General features: G+C 40.9%; 23 protein-coding genes and 1 pseudogene. 8 read left to right on the top strand and 16 right to left on the bottom strand.

The annotated features are described in order from the left end of the window. The first annotated feature begins 2 nt into the window (after positions 1-2). Positions 3-872 carry a hypothetical protein gene (locus tag PH_RS08665; RefSeq protein WP_048053491.1) on the top strand — a complete coding sequence of 290 codons (870 nt, stop codon included), beginning with the start codon at positions 3-5 and terminating at the stop codon, positions 870-872. On the opposite strand, the gene PH_RS08660 is transcribed toward PH_RS08665, so the two are convergent. Genes PH_RS08660 through PH_RS08650 form a run of 3 tightly spaced genes read right to left on the bottom strand, consistent with a single transcriptional unit; the run spans position 869 to position 3,298 of the window. Then, on the bottom strand, positions 869-1,885 hold the full coding sequence (locus PH_RS08660; RefSeq protein ID WP_010885895.1) for a tetratricopeptide repeat protein: 1,017 nt from the start codon (positions 1,883-1,885) through the stop codon (positions 869-871). The two genes, PH_RS08665 and PH_RS08660, sit on opposite strands and share 4 nt — an antisense overlap. Further along, positions 1,873-2,391: a methylated-DNA--protein-cysteine methyltransferase gene (otg, locus tag PH_RS08655; protein WP_048053490.1), complete on the bottom strand. Its 519-nt coding sequence runs from the start codon at positions 2,389-2,391 to the stop codon at positions 1,873-1,875. Before otg ends, PH_RS08660 begins: the two co-directional genes overlap by 13 nt. Next, positions 2,378-3,298 (bottom strand): thiamine-phosphate kinase, encoded by a 921-nt coding sequence (locus PH_RS08650; protein ID WP_048053489.1) that lies wholly within the window; start codon positions 3,296-3,298, stop codon positions 2,378-2,380. The genes otg and PH_RS08650 overlap by 14 nt, the downstream gene beginning before the upstream one ends. A gap of 70 nt (positions 3,299-3,368) precedes the next feature. Here PH_RS08650 and PH_RS08645 point away from each other — a divergent pair, with 70 nt between their 5' ends. Continuing rightward, complete coding sequence (locus PH_RS08645; RefSeq protein WP_048053488.1) at positions 3,369-3,968, top strand: ECF transporter S component; 600 nt, start codon at positions 3,369-3,371, stop codon at positions 3,966-3,968. Here PH_RS08645 and PH_RS08640 read toward each other — a convergent pair. Together PH_RS08640 and PH_RS08635 are read right to left on the bottom strand one after the other, a co-directional pair. Continuing rightward, positions 3,960-4,286: a family 4B encapsulin nanocompartment shell protein gene (locus PH_RS08640; protein WP_010885891.1), complete on the bottom strand. Its 327-nt coding sequence runs from the start codon at positions 4,284-4,286 to the stop codon at positions 3,960-3,962. The genes PH_RS08645 and PH_RS08640 overlap by 9 nt on opposite strands. Positions 4,287-4,350: 64 nt before the next feature. Then, complete coding sequence (locus PH_RS08635) at positions 4,351-5,355, bottom strand: phosphorylating glyceraldehyde-3-phosphate dehydrogenase (RefSeq protein WP_010885890.1); 1,005 nt, start codon at positions 5,353-5,355, stop codon at positions 4,351-4,353. A 100-nt stretch (positions 5,356-5,455) separates the two neighbouring features. On the opposite strand from PH_RS08635, the gene PH_RS08630 reads away from it, so the two are divergent. Both PH_RS08630 and PH_RS08625 read left to right on the top strand, forming a co-directional pair. After that, positions 5,456-5,719 (top strand): 50S ribosomal protein L35ae, encoded by a 264-nt coding sequence (locus PH_RS08630; RefSeq protein ID WP_010885889.1) that lies wholly within the window; start codon positions 5,456-5,458, stop codon positions 5,717-5,719. Between the two features lie 27 nt (positions 5,720-5,746). Next, on the top strand, positions 5,747-6,883 hold the full coding sequence (locus PH_RS08625) for a tRNA (guanine(10)-N(2))-dimethyltransferase (RefSeq protein ID WP_048053487.1): 1,137 nt from the start codon (positions 5,747-5,749) through the stop codon (positions 6,881-6,883). Here the strand turns inward: PH_RS08625 and PH_RS08620 are convergent. From PH_RS08620 to PH_RS08605, 4 genes are read right to left on the bottom strand one after another with little or no spacing between them, the layout of a single operon-like run. Further along, complete coding sequence (locus PH_RS08620; protein ID WP_010885887.1) at positions 6,880-7,098, bottom strand: hypothetical protein; 219 nt, start codon at positions 7,096-7,098, stop codon at positions 6,880-6,882. The two genes, PH_RS08625 and PH_RS08620, sit on opposite strands and share 4 nt — an antisense overlap. Further along, positions 7,091-7,996: a pantoate kinase gene (locus PH_RS08615; RefSeq protein ID WP_010885886.1), complete on the bottom strand. Its 906-nt coding sequence runs from the start codon at positions 7,994-7,996 to the stop codon at positions 7,091-7,093. Before PH_RS08615 ends, PH_RS08620 begins: the two co-directional genes overlap by 8 nt. 5 nt (positions 7,997-8,001) lie before the next feature. After that, positions 8,002-8,859, bottom strand: coding sequence for a site-specific tyrosine recombinase/integron integrase (gene xerA / locus PH_RS08610; protein ID WP_010885885.1), 858 nt, complete (start codon positions 8,857-8,859; stop codon positions 8,002-8,004). Further along, positions 8,828-9,703 (bottom strand): toprim domain-containing protein, encoded by an 876-nt coding sequence (locus PH_RS08605; protein ID WP_010885884.1) that lies wholly within the window; start codon positions 9,701-9,703, stop codon positions 8,828-8,830. Before PH_RS08605 ends, xerA begins: the two co-directional genes overlap by 32 nt. Before the next feature lie 137 nt (positions 9,704-9,840). On the opposite strand from PH_RS08605, the gene PH_RS08600 reads away from it, so the two are divergent. After that, positions 9,841-11,046: a methionine adenosyltransferase gene (locus PH_RS08600; RefSeq protein ID WP_048053486.1), complete on the top strand. Its 1,206-nt coding sequence runs from the start codon at positions 9,841-9,843 to the stop codon at positions 11,044-11,046. Here PH_RS08600 and rsmA read toward each other — a convergent pair. Together rsmA and PH_RS08590 are read right to left on the bottom strand one after the other, a co-directional pair. Beyond that, positions 11,043-11,849 carry a 16S rRNA (adenine(1518)-N(6)/adenine(1519)-N(6))-dimethyltransferase RsmA gene (rsmA, locus tag PH_RS08595; RefSeq protein ID WP_048053485.1) on the bottom strand — a complete coding sequence of 269 codons (807 nt, stop codon included), beginning with the start codon at positions 11,847-11,849 and terminating at the stop codon, positions 11,043-11,045. The two genes, PH_RS08600 and rsmA, sit on opposite strands and share 4 nt — an antisense overlap. A 1-nt stretch (position 11,850) precedes the next feature. Further along, positions 11,851-12,468 carry a DUF655 domain-containing protein gene (locus PH_RS08590; protein ID WP_010885881.1) on the bottom strand — a complete coding sequence of 206 codons (618 nt, stop codon included), beginning with the start codon at positions 12,466-12,468 and terminating at the stop codon, positions 11,851-11,853. A 118-nt stretch (positions 12,469-12,586) separates the two neighbouring features. On the opposite strand from PH_RS08590, the gene PH_RS08585 reads away from it, so the two are divergent. From PH_RS08585 to cyaB, 3 genes and pseudogenes are all read left to right on the top strand, one after another. Further along, the gene (locus PH_RS08585) at positions 12,587-13,627 is read left to right on the top strand and encodes a lysyl aminopeptidase (RefSeq protein WP_048053484.1); all 1,041 of its coding nucleotides are present in this window, start codon (positions 12,587-12,589) and stop codon (positions 13,625-13,627) included. A gap of 6 nt (positions 13,628-13,633) precedes the next feature. Then, positions 13,634-14,190, top strand: a pseudogene (locus tag PH_RS08580) (archaemetzincin family Zn-dependent metalloprotease). Further along, positions 14,183-14,734 carry a class IV adenylate cyclase gene (gene cyaB / locus PH_RS08575; RefSeq protein ID WP_010885878.1) on the top strand — a complete coding sequence of 184 codons (552 nt, stop codon included), beginning with the start codon at positions 14,183-14,185 and terminating at the stop codon, positions 14,732-14,734. The pseudogene PH_RS08580 and the gene cyaB overlap by 8 nt, the downstream one beginning before the upstream one ends. 10 nt (positions 14,735-14,744) lie before the next feature. Here the strand turns inward: cyaB and PH_RS08570 are convergent, their stop codons facing one another. From PH_RS08570 to PH_RS08550, 5 genes are read right to left on the bottom strand one after another with little or no spacing between them, the layout of a single operon-like run. Then, positions 14,745-14,939, bottom strand: a complete 195-nt coding sequence (locus tag PH_RS08570) for a hypothetical protein (RefSeq protein ID WP_010885877.1) — start codon at positions 14,937-14,939, stop codon at positions 14,745-14,747. 6 nt (positions 14,940-14,945) lie between these two features. Continuing rightward, a complete protein-coding gene (locus PH_RS08565) occupies positions 14,946-16,142 on the bottom strand; it encodes an ABC transporter permease (protein WP_010885876.1) in 1,197 nt (398 codons plus the stop codon). A 1-nt stretch (position 16,143) separates the two neighbouring features. Then, positions 16,144-17,133, bottom strand: coding sequence for an ABC transporter permease subunit (locus tag PH_RS08560; RefSeq protein ID WP_010885875.1), 990 nt, complete (start codon positions 17,131-17,133; stop codon positions 16,144-16,146). Further along, complete coding sequence (locus PH_RS08555; RefSeq protein ID WP_010885874.1) at positions 17,106-17,960, bottom strand: energy-coupling factor ABC transporter ATP-binding protein; 855 nt, start codon at positions 17,958-17,960, stop codon at positions 17,106-17,108. The genes PH_RS08560 and PH_RS08555 overlap by 28 nt, the downstream gene beginning before the upstream one ends. After that, positions 17,960-19,438, bottom strand: coding sequence for a TrkH family potassium uptake protein (locus PH_RS08550; protein WP_048053483.1), 1,479 nt, complete (start codon positions 19,436-19,438; stop codon positions 17,960-17,962). Before PH_RS08550 ends, PH_RS08555 begins: the two co-directional genes overlap by 1 nt. Positions 19,439-19,460 lie beyond the last annotated feature (22 nt).

Genomic DNA, 19,460 nt, shown 5'->3' with positions numbered 1-19,460 from the left:
GAATGAAGAAGGTATTAATGGCTTTGTTCTTACTACCTTTTATCCTCCTATTATTAATTGGTGATCAAGAGGTTCCGCAGAAGCGATCAACAATTTCAGAACCAACAGATTGGGGAAAATTTGTAGCTCCTATGATGGGTTACGTTTACGGGACGCCGGAAAAAGATGAGACTCTTTACGTCATGATATACTGGTGCTATCCGAAGAAGTACGTAAACGGATCACTGGCCATAGGACTATCCTCTCTAATGGAAATATTTTCCTCCGCATCTTACAATGGAAGGCACGTTCCGGTATTTTACAGGGGGTATTTAGGACTAGCCGTCCCGATAAACGTCTCTCGCTTTCCCGTACTTTTGGATGCTAAGTACATAGATGCCACAGTATCTGTTCATTTAATGAGGAACTATAATGAGAGCATAGTTAAGGTGTACATGGGAAACTGGACGCTAGAAACCGGGAAGCTTCCCAAGATGATGCCAAACATAACATCGTACACCCTTGAGAGTATCGAGTTTACAAGGAATTGGATAGTTACTTACAAATTCGGCCTATATAACCCGTATAATGTAACTATTAAGTTCCTCAATATATCGTTTGAGCTTCCTGGAATTAAAGTTCTCAACATCACCGTTTACAATGCTTCAACTTTTTATGGTGTAAATGAGACGACAAAGGTTAATGATTTCTCAATTCCTCCAGGAGAGTCGAGATATTTTGTCATTACCCTCTTAAATGACCCGGAAGTTAACTTCTTCCTAAGGCCTAAGATCGAATATCTAGTCGGTTCAGAAAAGTATATAATGCCGGGACCACCATTTCAGCTAACGTATCTAAAAAAAGAATGTTGGGTTAATATGAAGAAGAATTAAGAGGGAAAGTTTGATGTTTCCTCGTTGCTTTTCATTATCTTCTTCCTGTACTCCTCGTACTTCTTTCTAGCTTCTTCGGCCTTTTCCTTATCTCCGAGGTATTCATAAGCTTCGGCCACATGCTTCCACCACATCGGGTCTTCTTCGGCCTCCTTTAGGCAATATTCAAGGAACTTTTGATAAGCTTCTTTGGCCAAATCTTCCTTTCCTAACTTCTTTGCTATGTTTCCTACATCCTCCCAGAAGACGCCTTCTTCCTGGGCTTCGCCCATATAGTACTCAAGGGCCTTTTCCCAAGCTTCTCTGGCTTTCTCCTCATCTCCGAGCTCTTCATAGAGCTTAGCAACATCCTCCCAGAACCAAGGTTCTTCCTGGGCGTACCTCTCTAGGGCTTTTGCCGCTCTCTCCATATCTCCGGCTTTCTTCCAATACTCGTGGGCCTCCTTTAGGTAGTAAGTATCTTTTTCTTTCTCGTAGAGCTTTTCATAAAGCTCAGCGGCCTTAGCGTAATCTCCAGCTTTTTCATAGGCCCATGCTGCACTTTCAAGCCATCCAAGCTTTAAGTACATTTCTGCTGCTTTCCGATAATTTCCTTCTTTCTCGTATTTCCTAGCTGCTTGCTTGTACCTACCCATCATTTCTAACTTTTCAGCACTCCTGAACCTATCGGCGATCGTTAAGTCTGGTTCGCTTATATACCATATTCCAAAAGCAGCAACTATTATAAAGAATACTATTATTCCACCGACAATTCCAAGCTTCTGCCATGTAATGGAGAGGTAAGTTCCGTAGGCCGAGATGGCCGTGAAGGGAAGGAGCAAAAGAGCGTACTTCCAGCTTTCCGCGTATATAGTTAGTGCCAGGAAGAACCCTAACATTAAAGTTAACCCTAGAAATCCTAGACTGAGCACAATTCTTACAAGCATGGTAAGTCCCCATTTCCAGATTATAAACCCTGCAATTCCAAGTATTATCACTATGAAAAGGCCTATGTAGAGCTTCAACTTATCCATCCTTCCACCTCCAACAGGAACTTTTTATAGGAAGGCTTTGGTGTATAAAGCCAGGGATTATTTTTTCCAACGACTCTATGGCATGGAACTATAATTGGGTAGGGATTCCTTTTCATCGCTCCTCCAACAGCTATTGGGGACGTTTTTAGAGCTTTTGCCACCTTGCCATACGTTATTACCTCCCCCCTTTTAACATTTTTCACGAGCCAGGAGTACACCTTAATTTCGAACCTCGTTAATCCTTCTAACGAAAGTTCCTCAAATCCCTTTTCGTTACCAATTTTACCTTTTAAAACATCAAAAACTAAGTCAGGGTATCGTGACTTCTCTTCAAGTAGGTTCACTTTTACACCTCTTGATTTGAGATGTGATGTAACCCTAGATAGCTGATCCTTAAGAAACTCGAGACCATCTAAAGAGTAAGCAATTCCCTGAATTTTTTCTTCCCATACCACTCCAATTAGTATTTCCCGGCCAAGGATCTTGAACGTTTTATAAGTTAACATAATCTCCACCCTTTAAATGCTCCCATCCGAGGATTGGTAACCTCTCCATTTTATCTTCCCTTTTAATATACACTCCCTCACCCTCCTCAACTCTCCCTATGATCGTAAAGTCGAAGCTTATATTACCTAGGTTTTCCTTCGGGATTGTAAATACTAGCTCAAACTCTTCGCCGCTTGCGAGGGCTATTTTAATGGGATCTTTAACGATTTCCCTTACTTCTTCATTTACTGGTATTTTATCCTCATCTATAACTATTCTGACGTTGCTACTCCTTGCTATTTCCCAAAGCTCCTTTGAAAGCCCGTCGCTTATGTCTATAGCGGAGTTCGCATAGTTTGAGAGCTCAATACCTTCCCTTTCTCTGGCCTTAGGATTTTTAGCTTTCTCTAAAATTTTTGGTGGGATTTCTTCTCCCTTTAACCAAAGTAAAAGGGCCGTTAATGGCCTTCCCAATTCTCCCGTTACGCATACTAAGTCTCCTGGCTTGGCATTACTTCTGAGGAGTAACCTACTCCCTCTTCCTATGGCCCCTCCATCGATTATGATTTCTCTAGCTTCATTCGTATCTCCACTTACTATCTTCACTCCATACTCCTTTGCTCCCTTGTTGATACCTTTAGCTATTCCTCTTAATGTCTTCTCATCTGTATTTTCAGGAACGCCAAGAGAAAAGAAGAACGCTAGTGGTAATCCTCCCATAGCAGCTATGTCACTAACATTCATCGTGACAACTTTTTTCCCTGCTTCTTCTGGTGTCATAAAATCGGGCACGTCGGTTCTCCATACTAGCATGTCGGATGTGACTAACAACCAAGAATCGTTGAATCTTACAAAGCCAGCATCGTCTCCTAAAGCATGATTATCAAACTCCTCAATGAACATCCTTATTATTTCCGATTCTCTCATCTTTGTCACCTGTATCTAAAGCTTAACCTTTATATTCTTAATCAAGTGTCAGTTTTAATTGGTGGGGAGGATGAATGAGGCCACGTTAGAGGCATACGTTCCATACTTTAAGGCTATTGTTATTGGAATAGCAATAATTTACTTCGTCTACATACTATTAAACAGGGAGAAGTTTAAGGTTGCTAAGACAGTAGCGATCTCAGCAGTTATGGCCGCGTTGGTTACCGCGATGACAATGGTAATAAGGATCCCTATCCCTGCATCTCAGGGTTACCTTAACTTTGGAGATATAATGATAATGCTTACATCTGTTCTCTTCGGGCCGCTTGTTGGTGGATTTGCTGGAGGTGTTGGATCGGCATTTGCTGATCTGTTAGGTTATCCATCTTGGGCCCTATTTACACTTGTAATAAAGGGAACTGAGGGGATAATAGTTGGATACTTCTCCAAAGGAGAGGCAAATTATGGTAAAATTCTCCTGGGAACAGTCCTTGGTGGTAGTGTTATGGTAATAGGGTACGTAAGCGTAGCTTATGTACTGTATGGGCCAGCCGGAGCGATTGGCGAGTTATACAATGACATAGTCCAGGCCGTTTCAGGTATAGTTATCGGAGGGGGGCTTGGATATATACTTAAGAAGAGGCTCGGGAATATGTTGGCCCTATTCTAATTCCTCTTTTATTTCGGGTAGTTCTTTTAGCACCTTTTCCCACTCCAGCTCCTTTAGAAGTGGTTCTATTGATATCCTCTTTGATGCTTTCTTTAGTTGTCCTAAATATTTTGAATCAGCTATTATTGCGTCGCTTCCTAACTCTTCTATATAGTATACCTTCATCTTAAGCATTCCTATCATTTCTTCTGACAGATACTTCTTGAACTCAGGCCCGACTAATATTAAATCAGGCTCGAACCCTTCTTCCTTCAACTCACTTATTGTGGAAGTTAACAAATCTATTATGTGCAGAGAGACATTATTTTTGTTCGACATTCTTTTTCCTCATGATTTAATTACTCGCTAAAACTTATATAAATTTGGGAAGAGAAAAAGGAAACTACTTGAGAATTCCTAAGCTCTTATTTGTCTTCTTTATGCTATCCCACTTATCTGCTAGTTCAAACATGGCCCTTATTGCATCTATGTTCTCAGGAATTACGTCGCTCTCCTGGTGAACGGCCTGGATGTAGAATAATCTATTCCCTTTTATGTTTATGCTTTCCTTCCAAACGGCTATCTCGTATAGGTTATTCCATTCCCTGTGCAGATCTCTTGCGAACTCTATTATTTGGGCCGTGCTATCGAAGCCCTTCTCCTTCTCAAAGAGCAGGACCCTTGTCGTGTTCTCAAATATGTCAATTACATCATCCTTAGTTAGAGGTTTCTTCAGCTCTACCATAACTGAGTGAACATGCATAAGGGTTGTTGGAACTACAAATGCCATAGTTTCTATGTTTATTGGAATTACAGTTTGAACATCAGGTCCGTGGTGTGAGGGAACTTCAACTGTTGGTTTTATAGCATTTATCGGACCTCTCTTTGTATCATTTGGATCAGCAGCTCTCCTTATCATAACCGCGTAGACGTAATCAGCGTACTCTCTGATTGCGCTCAGGGTTCTAACTAATCCCGTGGTGTTACATGAGACAACTCTAACGTAGTTCTTTCCAAGTGCTGCCTCATAATTTGCTTGAGCAACGAAGGATACCTCTGCGACATCAGCTTTTTCTCCCCCTTGAAATATCGCCTTTACACCGGCTTTTTCATAAAGGGGCTTATTTTTAGCTCCTATTCCTCCCGGGGTTGCATCCACTATTATATCAACTTTCTCAAGCAAATCATTAAGCGTTCCGGCAACTTCGAATCCTTCCTTTTCAAACCTTGGGATGAATTCTTCACTAGCTGCGTATACGGGAATTCCGAGTTCTTTAGCCCTGTAAGCTTCAAAATCAGGCTTAGTTTTTGTAATACCGATTAACTCCATGTCATCTTGCTTTGTCACTGCATAAGCAACTCTCTTTCCTATCGTTCCATACCCATTCACTCCAACCTTTACCTTCATGTTCCCACCGAATTCTATCTTTTTTGGAGGTATCTCTTAACTATTTTGTCGGGATAATTTTTAAAAGCCCAGGAAGATAGGTAAGGGCGGTGGGGGGAAGATGAGAATAAAGGGGGTTGTTCTGAGCTATAGGAGAAGTAAAGAAAATCAACATACAAATGTCATGATAATTAAGCCTCTCGACATAAACAGTAGAGAAGAGGCCTCAAAGCTAATTGGAAGGCTAGTCGTTTGGAAGAGTCCTAGCGGAAAAGTTCTAAAGGGTAAAATAGTTAGGGTTCATGGAACAAGAGGGGCCGTAAGGGCTAGATTTGAAAAGGGGCTTCCTGGACAGGCCCTGGGAGATTACGTTGAGATAATCTGATCATTCTCTTTTCTTTCGGTGGTTAATTTGGAATTGATCGAAGTTCAAGAAGGGAAGGCTAAAATTTTGATCCCTAAAGCCGAGAGTATATATGATTCTCCAGTATTTTACAATCCGAGAATGGCGTTAAATAGAGACATAGTCGTTGTTCTTTTGAATATCTTGAATCCCAAGATAGTTCTGGATGCGTTATCAGCTACTGGGATTAGAGGAATCAGGTTTGCCCTGGAAACTCCCGCGGAAGAAGTTTGGCTAAATGACATAAGTGAGGATGCCTACGAGTTAATGAAGAGGAATGTTATGTTAAATTTTGATGGAGAACTTAGGGAGAGTAAAGGAAGGGCAATTCTGAAGGGAGAAAAAACTATAGTAATAAATCATGATGATGCAAATCGCTTAATGGCCGAAAGACATAGGTATTTCCATTTTATAGACTTAGATCCTTTCGGTTCTCCCATGGAATTCCTGGATACTGCTTTAAGAAGTGCAAAAAGAAGGGGTATCCTTGGAGTTACAGCTACGGATGGCGCTCCGCTCTGTGGAGCCCATCCAAGGGCCTGTCTGAGAAAATACTTAGCCGTTCCACTCCGTGGGGAACTATGCCATGAGGTTGGTACAAGGATACTAGTAGGGGTAATAGCTAGATACGCCGCTAAATATGACCTTGGAATAGACGTTATCTTGGCTTACTATAAGGATCATTACTTTAGAGCTTTCGTTAAATTAAAAGATGGGGCCAGGAAAGGAGATGAAACCCTAGAAAAATTAGGTTATATTTACTTCGATGATAAAACTGGAAAGTTCGAGCTGGAGCAAGGGTTTTTACCTACAAGGCCGAATGCATATGGTCCCGTTTGGCTAGGGCCCTTAAAAGACGAGAAGATAGTTAGTAAAATGGTTAAAGAGGCCGAAAGTTTAAGCTTAGCCAGGAAGAAACAGGCCCTAAAATTGCTCAAAATGATAGATCAAGAACTTGATATTCCCCTATTTTATGATACTCATGCAATAGGGAGAAGGCTAAAAATTGAAACAAAGAAGGTTGAGGAGATAATAAGCGCATTAAGAGAGCAGGGATATGAAGCTACAAGAACTCACTTTTCTCCAACAGGAATAAAAACTAGTGCCCCCTATGAAGTCTTTATCGAGACCATAAAGAGAATCTAACGATTTCGGCTCCATTCAAATAGTGTCGTCGCTAGGAACCCTATGAGAAAACTCAATATTATTGGAATCTTATCGTATAAGGCAAATGCTAACGCAAATCCTCCCGCAAGTCCTGCTATTAACGCTGCTTCTTTTTTCATATTTCTAAATCCAAAGTAGCCCGATATAAAAACGAAAATTATAGTTAATAAAAAGAGGATATCTCTGCTATTCACTCTCTAGCCACCTCCCAACTACCGGTTTACCCCAATATATATAGCTTATATCATACTGTAGATCTAGGTCTTTTACGATTTCCTTAACCTTCTCGACTTCTTCTTCCCTAACCAAGGCGAAGATACCCTTTCCAAGCATTATCATTGAAGATGGTAGGGAGATTTCTCTGTCTATTTCATTCGCTATCTCGATCAAATCCTCACTCATGAGTCCAGTTTCAACTGCAAAACTTCGTGCCTCCTTCATTAATGTTTCTGGTCTTGGATCTCTGAGTAAATTCTCAAGTGCCTGCTTTCCAGCGATCTTTATTTTTTCAACGACTTCACTGTCTAAGACTTTTCTTGTTTCCAGTTTTCCAATTGAGATCGTTAGAACTTTGAATCCCTCCACAAGTATATTATCAACAACGGCTACCCCAGGGCCTCCCTCCTTTATCCTTATCTCGATCCCACCAGCTAACTGGGCAACGATATCTCCTAGTCCTCCCTTATGGATTACCTCTGCTTCATGGGCTATCCTTGAAGCTGAAAGAAGGGTACCTCCAAATTTGTAGGATAACCCAAGGGCCGTTCCTAGGGCTCCTCCTGCACTGTTTCCATAGCCATGACCTGTTGGATAATCAAAGTATTGCCAAACCTCTACTTCACCTATGTAATCCTCTGGCAATATTTTTTCAATTACATGATATGTTATTCTAGCATCTTCTTTTTTAACGGGCTCTCCGTTGAATGCTACATGTACATGCTTCTCTAGGCTTTCTTCAAAGCTTATAAATACATTTGTTCCCTTACTTAAGTTGATTCCAGCTCCGAGAGATCCAGAATTCTGGGGATCTTCTCGTATTATTGGAACGAAAAATGCAGTTATATGCGCTGGTACGAACGCTCGAATTAGCATTCTCCTTACCCCCCTAGTATTGTCTCGATGAGCTTTGCCTTTTCAATGGCTTCCCTTAGATGTTTAGTTGTTACTTTGGTATATATTTGAGTCGTTGAGAGGTTTGCATGGCCCAGGAGTTCCTGAATTATCCTTATATCTACTCCCCTTTCCAGCATGTGAGTTGCGAAGCTATGCCTTAGTTGATGGGGTGTTACGTTAAGTCCGACCTTCTTTCCGTACTTCTTTACTAGCATCCACACAGTTTTAGGGGATAGTTTATCTTTTCTGTTTCTTCTTTTTTCAACGAAAAGGTATGGACTGTTATCTTTTCTCGTTTTTAGATACCTTTCTATCTCAAATAATAGAGTCTTTGAAATCGGTATCACCCTATCTTTTCCTCCCTTTCCTCCTCTCACTATTAAAAAGCTCTTTTCGAAGTTTACATCTTCGATCTTTAAATTGCAAAGCTCTGAAACTCTTAAGCCTGCTCCATATAGCAATAGGAGGATTAATTTGTCCCTAAGGTTATCTGCTACACTTACAATTTTCTTAACTTCATCCTCGGTTAGACTTTTTGGCAAGCTCTTTGGTATTTTTGGATTTTTGAGTTTTTCTGCTTCAGAATCTAGTCCCTCAAACTTGAAATAAGACTTTAAAGCCTGAATAACGAGATTTAAGCTTCTTATTGAGTATCCACTTTTCCTGAGCTTTGCAAGGAATTTTAACGCATCTCTTGCCGTTGGTGAGTAACCCTCTTCAAAAAATTTTGAGAGATAGTAGGTGTACATGCGTATCGTGTTTTTGCTTTTCCCTTCAAGTTCTAGGTATGTTGCAAATTCCTCTAGTATATCACTGTTCACTATCTCCTCCCTCTCCTTCACTATCTATTTCTGGAATTATCTCCTCTATGCTTTCGATTACTTCTTCTTTCTCTTCCTTTATCTCCTCTTCTTTCATTTGGCTCTCCGTTAATTTAAGTGATAGATAAACCGTTCTAAGTAACTCCTCTATGAGCTTTTCATCCTCTGCATATATGTACCCTTGCCCTACTATAACTTTTCCTGCTAAATTTAGCGTTTTGACAGCTTTGCTAAACAGTTCTTCCTCTGGTAGTTTTACTCCAGGGAACAGCTCTTCCCATTTCTTTTTTAGATTGTAGACTTTTGGTCTTTTCTTTAATGTGTCTGTAAGTCTTGAATTTTCGGCCTCTAATCTTTTGATCTCATTCTGAAGTTCCAAATACTTACTCTCAGCTTCTTCCAGTTTTTTCAAAAGTTCGTTCCTTTCTTTTTCAACTTCTTCGAATTTACCCTTTAGATCTAAGTAGTCCTTTCTAAGTTCCATGTACTCTGGAAGCCTTTGTAACGTCTTAAGCCCCGCCCTTACTAAAGCGTTCTTTAACTCTTTCCTTACGAGCTCTACATCTATATGCTCTAAATCATGACCAAGGGGAAGTTTCATCCTCTCTATGTGCCCTACCATTTCACTTAATTCATTGAAGAGCTTCTCCGCTAATTCCCTTCCAACCCTATCGGCATCGGTTGCTATGATAAGCAAGTCAGCCCCAGCTGCTGCACTTTTTGCTATCTCTATGTTTGTAGTCGGGATTATGGAGGAAATCGTTATATTATATTCACTTCCCAATGCTAATCCTTGAAGGGCTTTACTAATTACTTCAACATCGCTAGCCCCTTCTACGAGGATCCTAACGTCGACGATCGTCATGTCTTTTCCCTCCTATTACGCTTCGATTTTTCCTAATTAAAGGTTGCTGGGAAATAACTGAAGGTAATATCCATAATTGAATATATGCCGAAAATTATATAAGCATAGCTGAGGGCTGGATTAGCGAGGTGACGATCATGCCGAGGAACATTGTAGTTGAAGAAATCGTTAGAACTCCTGTAGAGATGCAGAAGGTTGAGCTGGTAGAAAGAAAGGGGGTAGGACACCCCGATAGTATAGCTGACGGTATAGCTGAGGCCGTTAGTAGGGCCCTCAGCAAGGAGTACATTAAAAGGTATGGGATTATATTGCATCATAATACTGATCAAGTGGAGGTCGTCGGTGGGAGAGCTTACCCAAGGTTTGGGGGAGGAGAGGTCGTTAAACCTATTTATATTCTCTTATCTGGTAGAGCTGTTGAACTCGTCGATCAGGAGCTGTTTCCCGTCCACGAGGTTGCAATAAGGGCCGCTAAAGATTACTTGAATAATACAATAAGACATTTGGATGTTGAGAATCATGTTGTAATAGATTCAAGGATAGGCCAAGGGAGCGTCGATCTAGTTAGCGTTTTTAATAAAGCTAAGGAGAATCCAATACCACTAGCTAATGATACCTCGTTTGGAGTGGGTTTTGCTCCATTGACCGAAACTGAAAGGTTGGTTTTGGAAACGGAGAGATTGCTGAACAGCGAGAAGTTTAAGAAGGAGCTTCCTGCCGTTGGAGAAGATGTTAAAGTCATGGGCCTTAGAAAAGGGGATGAGATAGACCTTACTATAGCCGCTGCAATAGTTGACAGTGAGGTTTCTGGACCGAAAGAGTACTTAGAAGTTAAAGATAAGATAAGAGAGGCCGTTGAGGAGCTTGCTAGTGATGTTACATCGAGAAAGGTGAACGTTTACGTTAACACAGCTGATGATCCTGACTCTGGTATATTTTATATAACTGTAACTGGGACGAGTGCTGAAGCGGGTGATGATGGCTCCGTTGGAAGGGGTAACAGGGTTAATGGCTTAATAACTCCAAATAGGCACATGAGCCTTGAAGCGGCCGCTGGTAAGAATCCAGTTAGTCACGTTGGTAAGATATACAATTTACTTGCGATGTTCATAGCGAACGAGATAGCTGAAACCCTCCCAGTTGAAGAAGTCTACGTTAGGATATTAAGTCAGATAGGAAAGCCGATAGATCAGCCGTTAATTGCTAGCATTCAAATAATTCCAAAACAGGGACATAGCGTTAAGGAGTTTGAAAAGGATGCATACGCCATAGCCGACAATTGGCTTGCAAACATAACTAAGATACAGAAGATGATCTTGGAGGGTAAGGTTAGCGTGTTCTAGCTTATTATTCCATGCTTTTTTAAGTACTCTTCTATGTCTTTCACTTCTTCCGGATAAAGCTGGAAGACCCTTTTATTGGAGTGGGGAACGTTATTTATTATTCCTCTTATTTCATCCTTGCTTACTCCGAGCATATGAATTGAATCCTTAAGAGCCCTGGGGACTGTTTTCCTCCTATGTTGAAAGAGGGCTTTAACGAGATTCTCATTTAGGACTATCTTGTCTTTCCTGGGTTCAATTAGAACTAAGGCCGAATCAACTTTTGGCCTTGGATAGAATGCTCCCTTCCCTATTTTCATTACTATCTCAACGTTTCCCAGGGCTTGGGCCATCAATGATAGTCTTGAATAGTTCCTGCTCCCTGGCTTTGCCACCATTCTTAAGGCAAATTCAAGTTGGTACATCACGACGGCCCTTTCGAAGTCCGTTTTCAGCAACTTAAATGTGAACGGCGATGATATCTTATATGGAATATTGGAGACAACCTTGTTAAATTTCGGCCATTCTACTCTCACGGCATCTCCTTGAATTATTTTAACATTGTTCCAGCTGTATTCTTTTTTTAGGATTTCTATGATCTTTTGATCAATCTCTATCGTATAGACCTTCTTAGCTCTCTTAGCAAGCTCATCCGTTAGAAAGCCCAAACCCGGACCAACTTCTAAGATGACATCATTCTCATTAACGTTGGCCGTCTCAATGGCCTTTTCAATAACATCTTCAATAATCAAGAAATGTTGTCCTATTGAATCTCTTGGCCTTATTCCATATTTAGAAAGAAGGAAAAATAAACGATCCCTCATTTTACTCCCTGAATATCCTGGTTGGACCAACAAAGATTTTGTATTTATCCTTATCCTGGAGCTCATCCAATATTCTCCTTGCTATCATTTTAACGGGATCTGGCAACCCTTTTACCCTCTTTTTTAGGTCTTCAAAGTTTTCAAAGGGTTTTTTCTCCCTCTCTTCAATTATGCTCCACATGTGCTTTTTTCCTATCCCTGGAAGTAACTCTAAGCTATGTAACCTATTAGTTATCGGAGGGGCCACATTAAAGAACTTCACAAACCTCTCCTCGTTCTTTTTAATTATCTCTTCCAATATATAAGGTAATTCTGCTTTAGCGGTGTCTGTTAAATCGTCGTAACTAAGTTTTCTATTGATCATGCTAATTTTATCTCTTTCCCCTTTCCCTATGAAAATCCTCTCATAAAGCATTAAATCAGTTTTTGGCGTAACCTCCAGTAGTGTGAATGCCTTTTCTCCAATGACTTGAGCTACAGGTTTACCCAAATATTGGCCAGTTTCCAAATCGGGATAACCATTTGGAAGGTAATCTAACACGTAAGCATACTCCTCGTACTCAGCATGTCTCTTTTTTCTCATACTTGGATGATAAGGATGTCTGCGGTAATAATTCATAATTCACCCCCCAGATTTTATAGCTCCCAGGGTTTTAATACTTTTAACCTCCTCCTTTTCCGAAGTATTTAAATATAAGTAGTCGCACTTAGATATGGATTTAAAAGGGGGTGAAAGCATGGTCGACTGGAAACTCATGCAGGAAATTATCGAAGCTCCTGGAGTTTCCGGATATGAACATTTGGGGATAAGGGATATCGTCGTTGATGTACTAAAGGAAGTTGCAGACGAGGTCAAAGTTGACAAATTGGGAAACGTGATAGCACACTTTAAAGGCTCCTCTCCCAGGATAATGGTTGCGGCCCATATGGATAAAATAGGGGTTATGGTAAACCATATAGACAAAGATGGCTACCTCCACATAGTTCCAATTGGGGGTGTCTTACCTGAAACTTTAGTGGCTCAGAGAATAAGATTCTTCACGGAGAAGGGCGAAAGGTATGGAGTAGTGGGAGTTTTGCCCCCTCACCTGAGAAGGGGGCAGGAAGATAAGGGAAGTAAAATAGATTGGGATCAAATAGTCGTCGATGTAGGGGCCTCCAGTAAAGAAGAAGCTGAAGAAATGGGGTTCAGAGTTGGAACCGTTGGAGAATTCGCTCCAAACTTTACTAGGTTAAATGAGCACCGCTTTGCAACCCCTTATTTAGATGATAGGATATGTCTCTATGCGATGATAGAGGCCGCTAGACAACTCGGGGATCATGAAGCAGATATCTACATAGTTGGTTCAGTCCAGGAAGAAGTTGGACTTAGAGGAGCGAGGGTTGCAAGCTATGCGATAAATCCAGAGGTTGGAATTGCTATGGATGTTACCTTTGCAAAGCAACCACATGACAAGGGTAAGATAGTTCCAGAGCTAGGGAAAGGCCCAGTCATGGACGTTGGCCCTAACATAAACCCGAAGCTTAGGGCGTTTGCGGATGAGGTCGCTAAAAAGTATGAGATACCCCTCCAAGTTGAACCTTCTCCAAGACCTACTGGGACGGATGCTAACGTGATGCAGATAAATAGGGAGGGAGTTGCAACGGCCGTCTTAAGTATTCCAATAAGGTACATGCACAGTCAGGTTGAGTTAGCGGATGCAAGGGATGTGGACAATACAATAAAGCTAGCTAAGGCCCTCTTGGAGGAGCTTAAGCCAATGGACTTCACTCCGTGATGGGAAATGATAGTTATAGTTCCAATAGGGGAAGTTCCCGGGATGTTTTATCTTTTCTTCAAAATTTTTTAGGTGGATTTTACGCCAAATATGGAATAGAGGTTAAGCTCGTTGGGGGATTATCGCTTTCAAAGTTCTATTATGCATTTGATGCCGAGAGGAATCAGTTCTTAGCTAGGCATTTTCTACCAGTTCTATCTTATATAAAGAAGGATTTTAACGCTAGAGCAGCCTTAGGAATAGTCAACGTCGATATTTATGAGCCTGGTTTTAATTTTATCTTTGGATTAGCTCATCCTGGGTTGAAAGTAGCGGTAGTATCCCTCTATCGTCTTTATCCCGAATTCTATGGTAATCCTCCGGATAGGAAGTTACTAAAAGAGAGGGCCCTCAAAGAGGTCATGCATGAGCTTGGTCATGTATTTGGCCTAGGTCACTGTCCCAATCCAAAATGCGTTATGCACTTCTCTAACTCTATAATAGATACTGACATAAAGTCCTGGATGTACTGCGAAAGTTGTTTAAGAAAACTTGAGAAAAATCTAGCGAGGAGCCATGTATGAAGTTGAGCTAAAGGGATATGCAAATGATGAGATATTTGAAAAAGTTAGGGAGACCTTTGAGTTCATGAGGAAGGAGATCCATGAAGATATCTACTATCAGCATCCCTGCAGGGATTTTTCAAAAACGGATGAGGCCCTTAGGATTAGGATAAAAAGGTTTAACGGCCATAATGAGGTATTCTTAACTTACAAAGGGCCTAAGATCGATGAAAAATCAAAGACAAGGCTTGAAATTGAGGTGGAAATTCAGGAGGATGTTGATAAGTATTTTGAGCTTCTTGATCGTCTAGGATTCAAGGAAGTCCTTAAGGTAGTCAAAACGAGGGAGAAGTACTACGTTGAGAAGGGAGTTACAATAACGTTAGATGAGGTTGAAGGCCTAGGGAAATTTATTGAGATCGAGACCCTAGTAAAAGAAAAGGATGAGATACCTGAGGCCGTTGAGAAACTAGAAAAAATACTTAGGGAACTTGGGGTTGAAAAGTTCGAAAGGAGGTCTTACTTGGAGCTTCTCCTCGAAAAGCGTACTGAATTAAATATATAGTGTTCTGGTTTCATTTTCCTTGACCATTTTTAATTTCCCAATTGCTGAATGGATTAAGCTTAGCAATATGCATGAGCTTTCCGAAGTTTAAGCCCGAATGCTTGAAGAGGAAGTTACCGTTTCTCAGAAAGTCACCACTACTTTTAGTGTCAGGGTAGTTAAAATTCCTCCATAGAGCTTTAAGTGTACTTAGAGACACGTTCATTTTCTATTACCCATACGATTCTGGCAATCTCTCAGAGATGAGGGCTAAAGATAGGCTTAGCACTCCCATCATGAGAACTAGAGTTAGAACTATCCACCAATAGTTTCCGTAGAGTACACCTTCTCTCATGAGTTCTATCATGTAGCTCCCCCAGTTAACTCCTGGGGAGAGTCCGAAAAATCCCAGGATTGATACTAAACTTATCGTCTTGGCAATAATAAATGTGACATGCCTCAAAGAGAATTCTAGAACAGGTTTCAAAATATGCCTCCTAATTATCCAGTTTTCATCAGCTCCCAGGGATATGCTTGCTTTAGTGTATTCCATCGCTCTTTCTTTCAGCGTTATGCTCTTGATCGATTTTGCAAACCTACCGACGCTAAGTATGGTTAAGATAAGAACGAAGTCTATGGTTGAAATATTAACATTATATCCAATTCCCTGAGTTGATACAAGCCACACGAGGATCATGAAGAATGGTAGCATTGGTGTGGAGGCAATAACCTCTAAAATAAAGTCGATTAGCTTATTATATGCTGAGGCAATCCCAATTATAATTCCAAATATGAGCATTGACCCGCCTATTAGAAGTGTTAGGAGTATCGTGTTATTCGTTCCAGCGATAAACCCTACCCACATATCCCTTCCATATTTGTCGGTTCCGAATATGCCATAGCAGTTTCCCTTGATTACTATCCTAATAGTTTTATTGGTACCATTAATTTTGAAGATGTACTTACCTTTCAGAACCTCCAAATCTTTGTATGATGAAAATAACAGAAAGGTTGCCGTTTTGAGTGCTGCTTTTTGTGGAGGGATGTTCAGTTGAGAAACTATTGAGTACTTTCCGTATATGTTTAGGGAGATTTCCTCTTTTTTTGGAAGTCTGAGCTTTATAATCCTACCATCTGGCCTTACTATAGTAACAACTGCACCTGAAGCATTATAAAAGATGACATCGTTGGGCCTATCCTCAAATTTATGTACATATATTATGTTTCCCTCTCCGATAAGTTCTGTCGTTCTAGTTTTATCGGTAATGTAACAAAACCATATAGGATATGCAGATTTAGGATTTTCACTCCAATAATTTGCATTGTTCCAATTCTTAATGTCTTCGCTCTTGATGGAGATGTTTGCGATAGTGATGAATGCTATTAGGAATGCTAGGGTTATTAGTCCAGCTTTCCTTTTAACCTTCATTTTAGCTCACCCTTGGATCAAGCATTCCTTTGATGAGCTCTAGAAATATAGAAACCGCCAGCTGAATCGTTAAGATCGTTATTGCAACGACAAAAAATAGGTGGTAGTTGAACTGGACTATTACTCCATACGGTGGGACTATCTTCCTGATAAAGCTCTGCTTTAATAGCGATCCTAGTCCTCCAAGGCCGAACAGGACGTCAATCACCATGAAGTCCGTGAATAGCTCTCCAAATTTATAGAAACTGAAGGAGCTGAGCGTTATTGAAATATTTCTTAAAGCGTGTTTCCACAAAATAACCCTATCCGGCAATCCTTTTCCTTTATCTGCCCATATATATGGCTTATTCATCTCTTTTGAGATTTCGTGAGATATCAAGTCTGCAATCTCCCAAATGTAAATAAGCGTTAGGGTCGTTATGGGGAGGATGTAGCGCTTAATTGAGAAGCCAGTTGCAATGTCTGAGACAGAAAGGATGTTTAACTTTGTCACGAATATCAATATTAGCAGGACTCCAAGCCACCAGGAGGGAACACCATTAAAGAATCTAGATAGAATATCAAGCTTTTTGTCTCCTCTAAATTTTAGTCCTATTAACGTTCCAATGAGTAGGGCCATTGCAAAGGAGAATGCCATTATTCCAAGGGTTAGCCCTATTGCCCTCATCAAGTTTAAATTAGGGGTAGTTTTTAAGTACAGCTTTGACATTTTTAACATTCCAAGTCCGACTAGCACTACGTTGTCACTTTTGCTGATCCTGGATAGTAGCAATTTGTAGTAATATTCCTCAACAGGAATACCCATTCTGCTTGCGTTCTTTTGAAGCTCTTGATAAAGTTCCGGGCTGTTTATCCTTATGTAACTGATGCTCTCGTAAGCGTATATTTTGCTAATTTTGATTCCAGCCATTCCAGCAATTATTATGGTGAGCATTAGCAGGGAAGCATAAATTAGTGCTATCCTTAAGATTTGCCTCGTAGGTATGCCCATTTTAGAACCTCCACAACTTCATCGCGTGTTAAAACCGCTCTTTCAACGAGGCCTCTTTTTTTGAGCTCGTATCCTATCTTGACCCTAGTTGGAAGTTTAACCCCAATTGTTCTAAGGAATTCTACGTTCTCGAAGACATCTTCAGGCTTACCCTCAAGCACGATCCTACCCTTGTCAAAGACAACTATTCTGTCAGCATGCTCGAGTAAAAAATCTGTATTATGCTCAACTAGGATTATTGTAATTTTCTCTTCCTTGTTAAGTAGCTTTATTAGCCCTAGAACTTCTTCCCTTCCTAAAGGGTCAAGTTGAGAAGTTGGCTCGTCAAGAACGAGAACCTTGGGCTTCATAACGAGGACGCTGGCAATAGCTAATCTCTGTTTTTCTCCTCCGCTGAGGTTTGGTGGAAACTCCTCCCTCTTATCCCACAGCCTTACCAGCTTTAGGGCCCATCTAATCCTTCTCCACATTTCATCTCTTTCGATTCCAAGGTTCTCAAGGGCGAATGCAACCTCTTCAAGAACCGTCATGTTGAAAAGCTGGGAATCTGGATTCTGAAAGACGAGACCAACTTTAGTTGATAGCTCTGAAACTGAGTGTTCTCTCGTATTTAGTCCATCTACTATAACGTTACCATGGAATTCTCCAGCTATTGAGTGGGGTATTAACCCATTTAAGGTTAAGCAGAACGTGGACTTTCCACTCCCACTTGGCCCTATGATTCCTAAGAATTCACCCTTTCTAATTTCAAGGTTGATATGACGCAGGGAATATTCTCTTGAATTTCCATATCTAAAGCTTACATCTTCAACCTCTATTACGTTCATTACTCCCCTCTCCTTGGGAGCATCATGAGAACTCCAACTATGAAGACTATCGTTGGGAATATTTCAAGTCTACCGACCCACATGAGGGTGATAAGGAGGATCTTTATATCTGGAGGAAGGAGGGGAGAAGTTATTCCAACGCTTAACCCTACGTTTCCTATTGCTGATGCGCTCTCAAACAAGGCATCGGCGAACCTTGCTCCTATCCTCAGCATCATATACATGGTACCGAAGAGCAAGAATGCAAAGTACGTCATTGTGAAACCTAATACTTCCTGGATTTCATCTTCCGAGAATTCATATTCTCCAACCTTTCTCCTTATGACAGCTCCCTTTGGTAGTATTGCCTGTTGAATCGTCCATTTAAGGCTTTCAAATGTCAATGCTATTCTTATGAGCTTTATGCCACCAGCGGTACTCCCGGCCCCTCCGCCCACAATCATGAGTAACGTTAAGAGTACTTTATCGGCCTCTGGGTAGTTACCTAAGTTCGAGATACTGAATCCGGTACAGCTTATTGCCGAAACTGCGTGGAATATTGATTCTCTAAGGGCCCTTATTGGATTAAAATGACCGAAAGATACGAGGGAGAGTGCTATTAAAGGGATTGTAATACCGAGGAGGTATAACATGGTCTTAACTTGGATATCCATGAAGAAGCTTCTAATGGAGCGATTCTTGAAAAGTTTATAGTGCACGGTGAAGTTGGTAGCACCCATAATCATTAGGAAGACGGTTATCGTTTCTATGGCAAGAGAATTGAAGTATCCTATGCTTAAGTCATGACTACTCATACCACCGGTACCCAGTCCCGTCATAGAGTGAATAAATGCATCAAAGAGGCTCATCCCATTTATATAATAAAGGTATGCTCCAAGGATCGTTAATCCCGTGTAGATCTGCACTATTATCTTTGCGGTATTCACGAAGTTCGGGAGTATCCTCTCGGTTCTGGCTTCGGCCCTGTAGAGTCTTGCTGCGGCAACTCCAGGTCTTATGAGGACAGTTAGTGCAACTAAGACTATTCCTATACCTCCGAGCCACTGCATCCAAGCTCTCCAGAATAGTAATATCTTTGGATAACTCTCTAGGTGGCTCATCATTGTGAGTCCAGTCCCAGTCCAGGCACTCATTGTTTCGAAAAGGGAGTCAATAAAGCTCATCTTCGCTATAGCCATGAAAGGGATAACGCTTAATAGTGAAGCAAAGAGCCAGATAAAAGCCGATGCCATCATAGCCTGCCTTAAATTCACATCTTCAATATGCTCTATATGCCTAGACAGTAAAGCTCCCAGAAGTATGCTTGCCGCTCCAGGAATCGCAAAATAAATTACAAATTTTATCTCTTCTGGATAAAACCAGGCGAGGAGAACTGGTACTAGATATGCCAATCCTATACCTTGAAGTATAGCACCAATTAAGTTCCTTATAACGAATATATCCTCTGAAACGTTTATAAATCTCCGAAGTTTCGGCATATCCCTCGCCACACTCTTTGAA

The organism is Pyrococcus horikoshii OT3 (genome assembly GCF_000011105.1).
GTDB classification, from domain to species: domain Archaea; phylum Methanobacteriota_B; class Thermococci; order Thermococcales; family Thermococcaceae; genus Pyrococcus; species Pyrococcus horikoshii.
The sequence above is the reverse complement of the archived record's forward strand: the minus strand, read 5'-3'. Positions and strand labels throughout refer to the sequence as shown.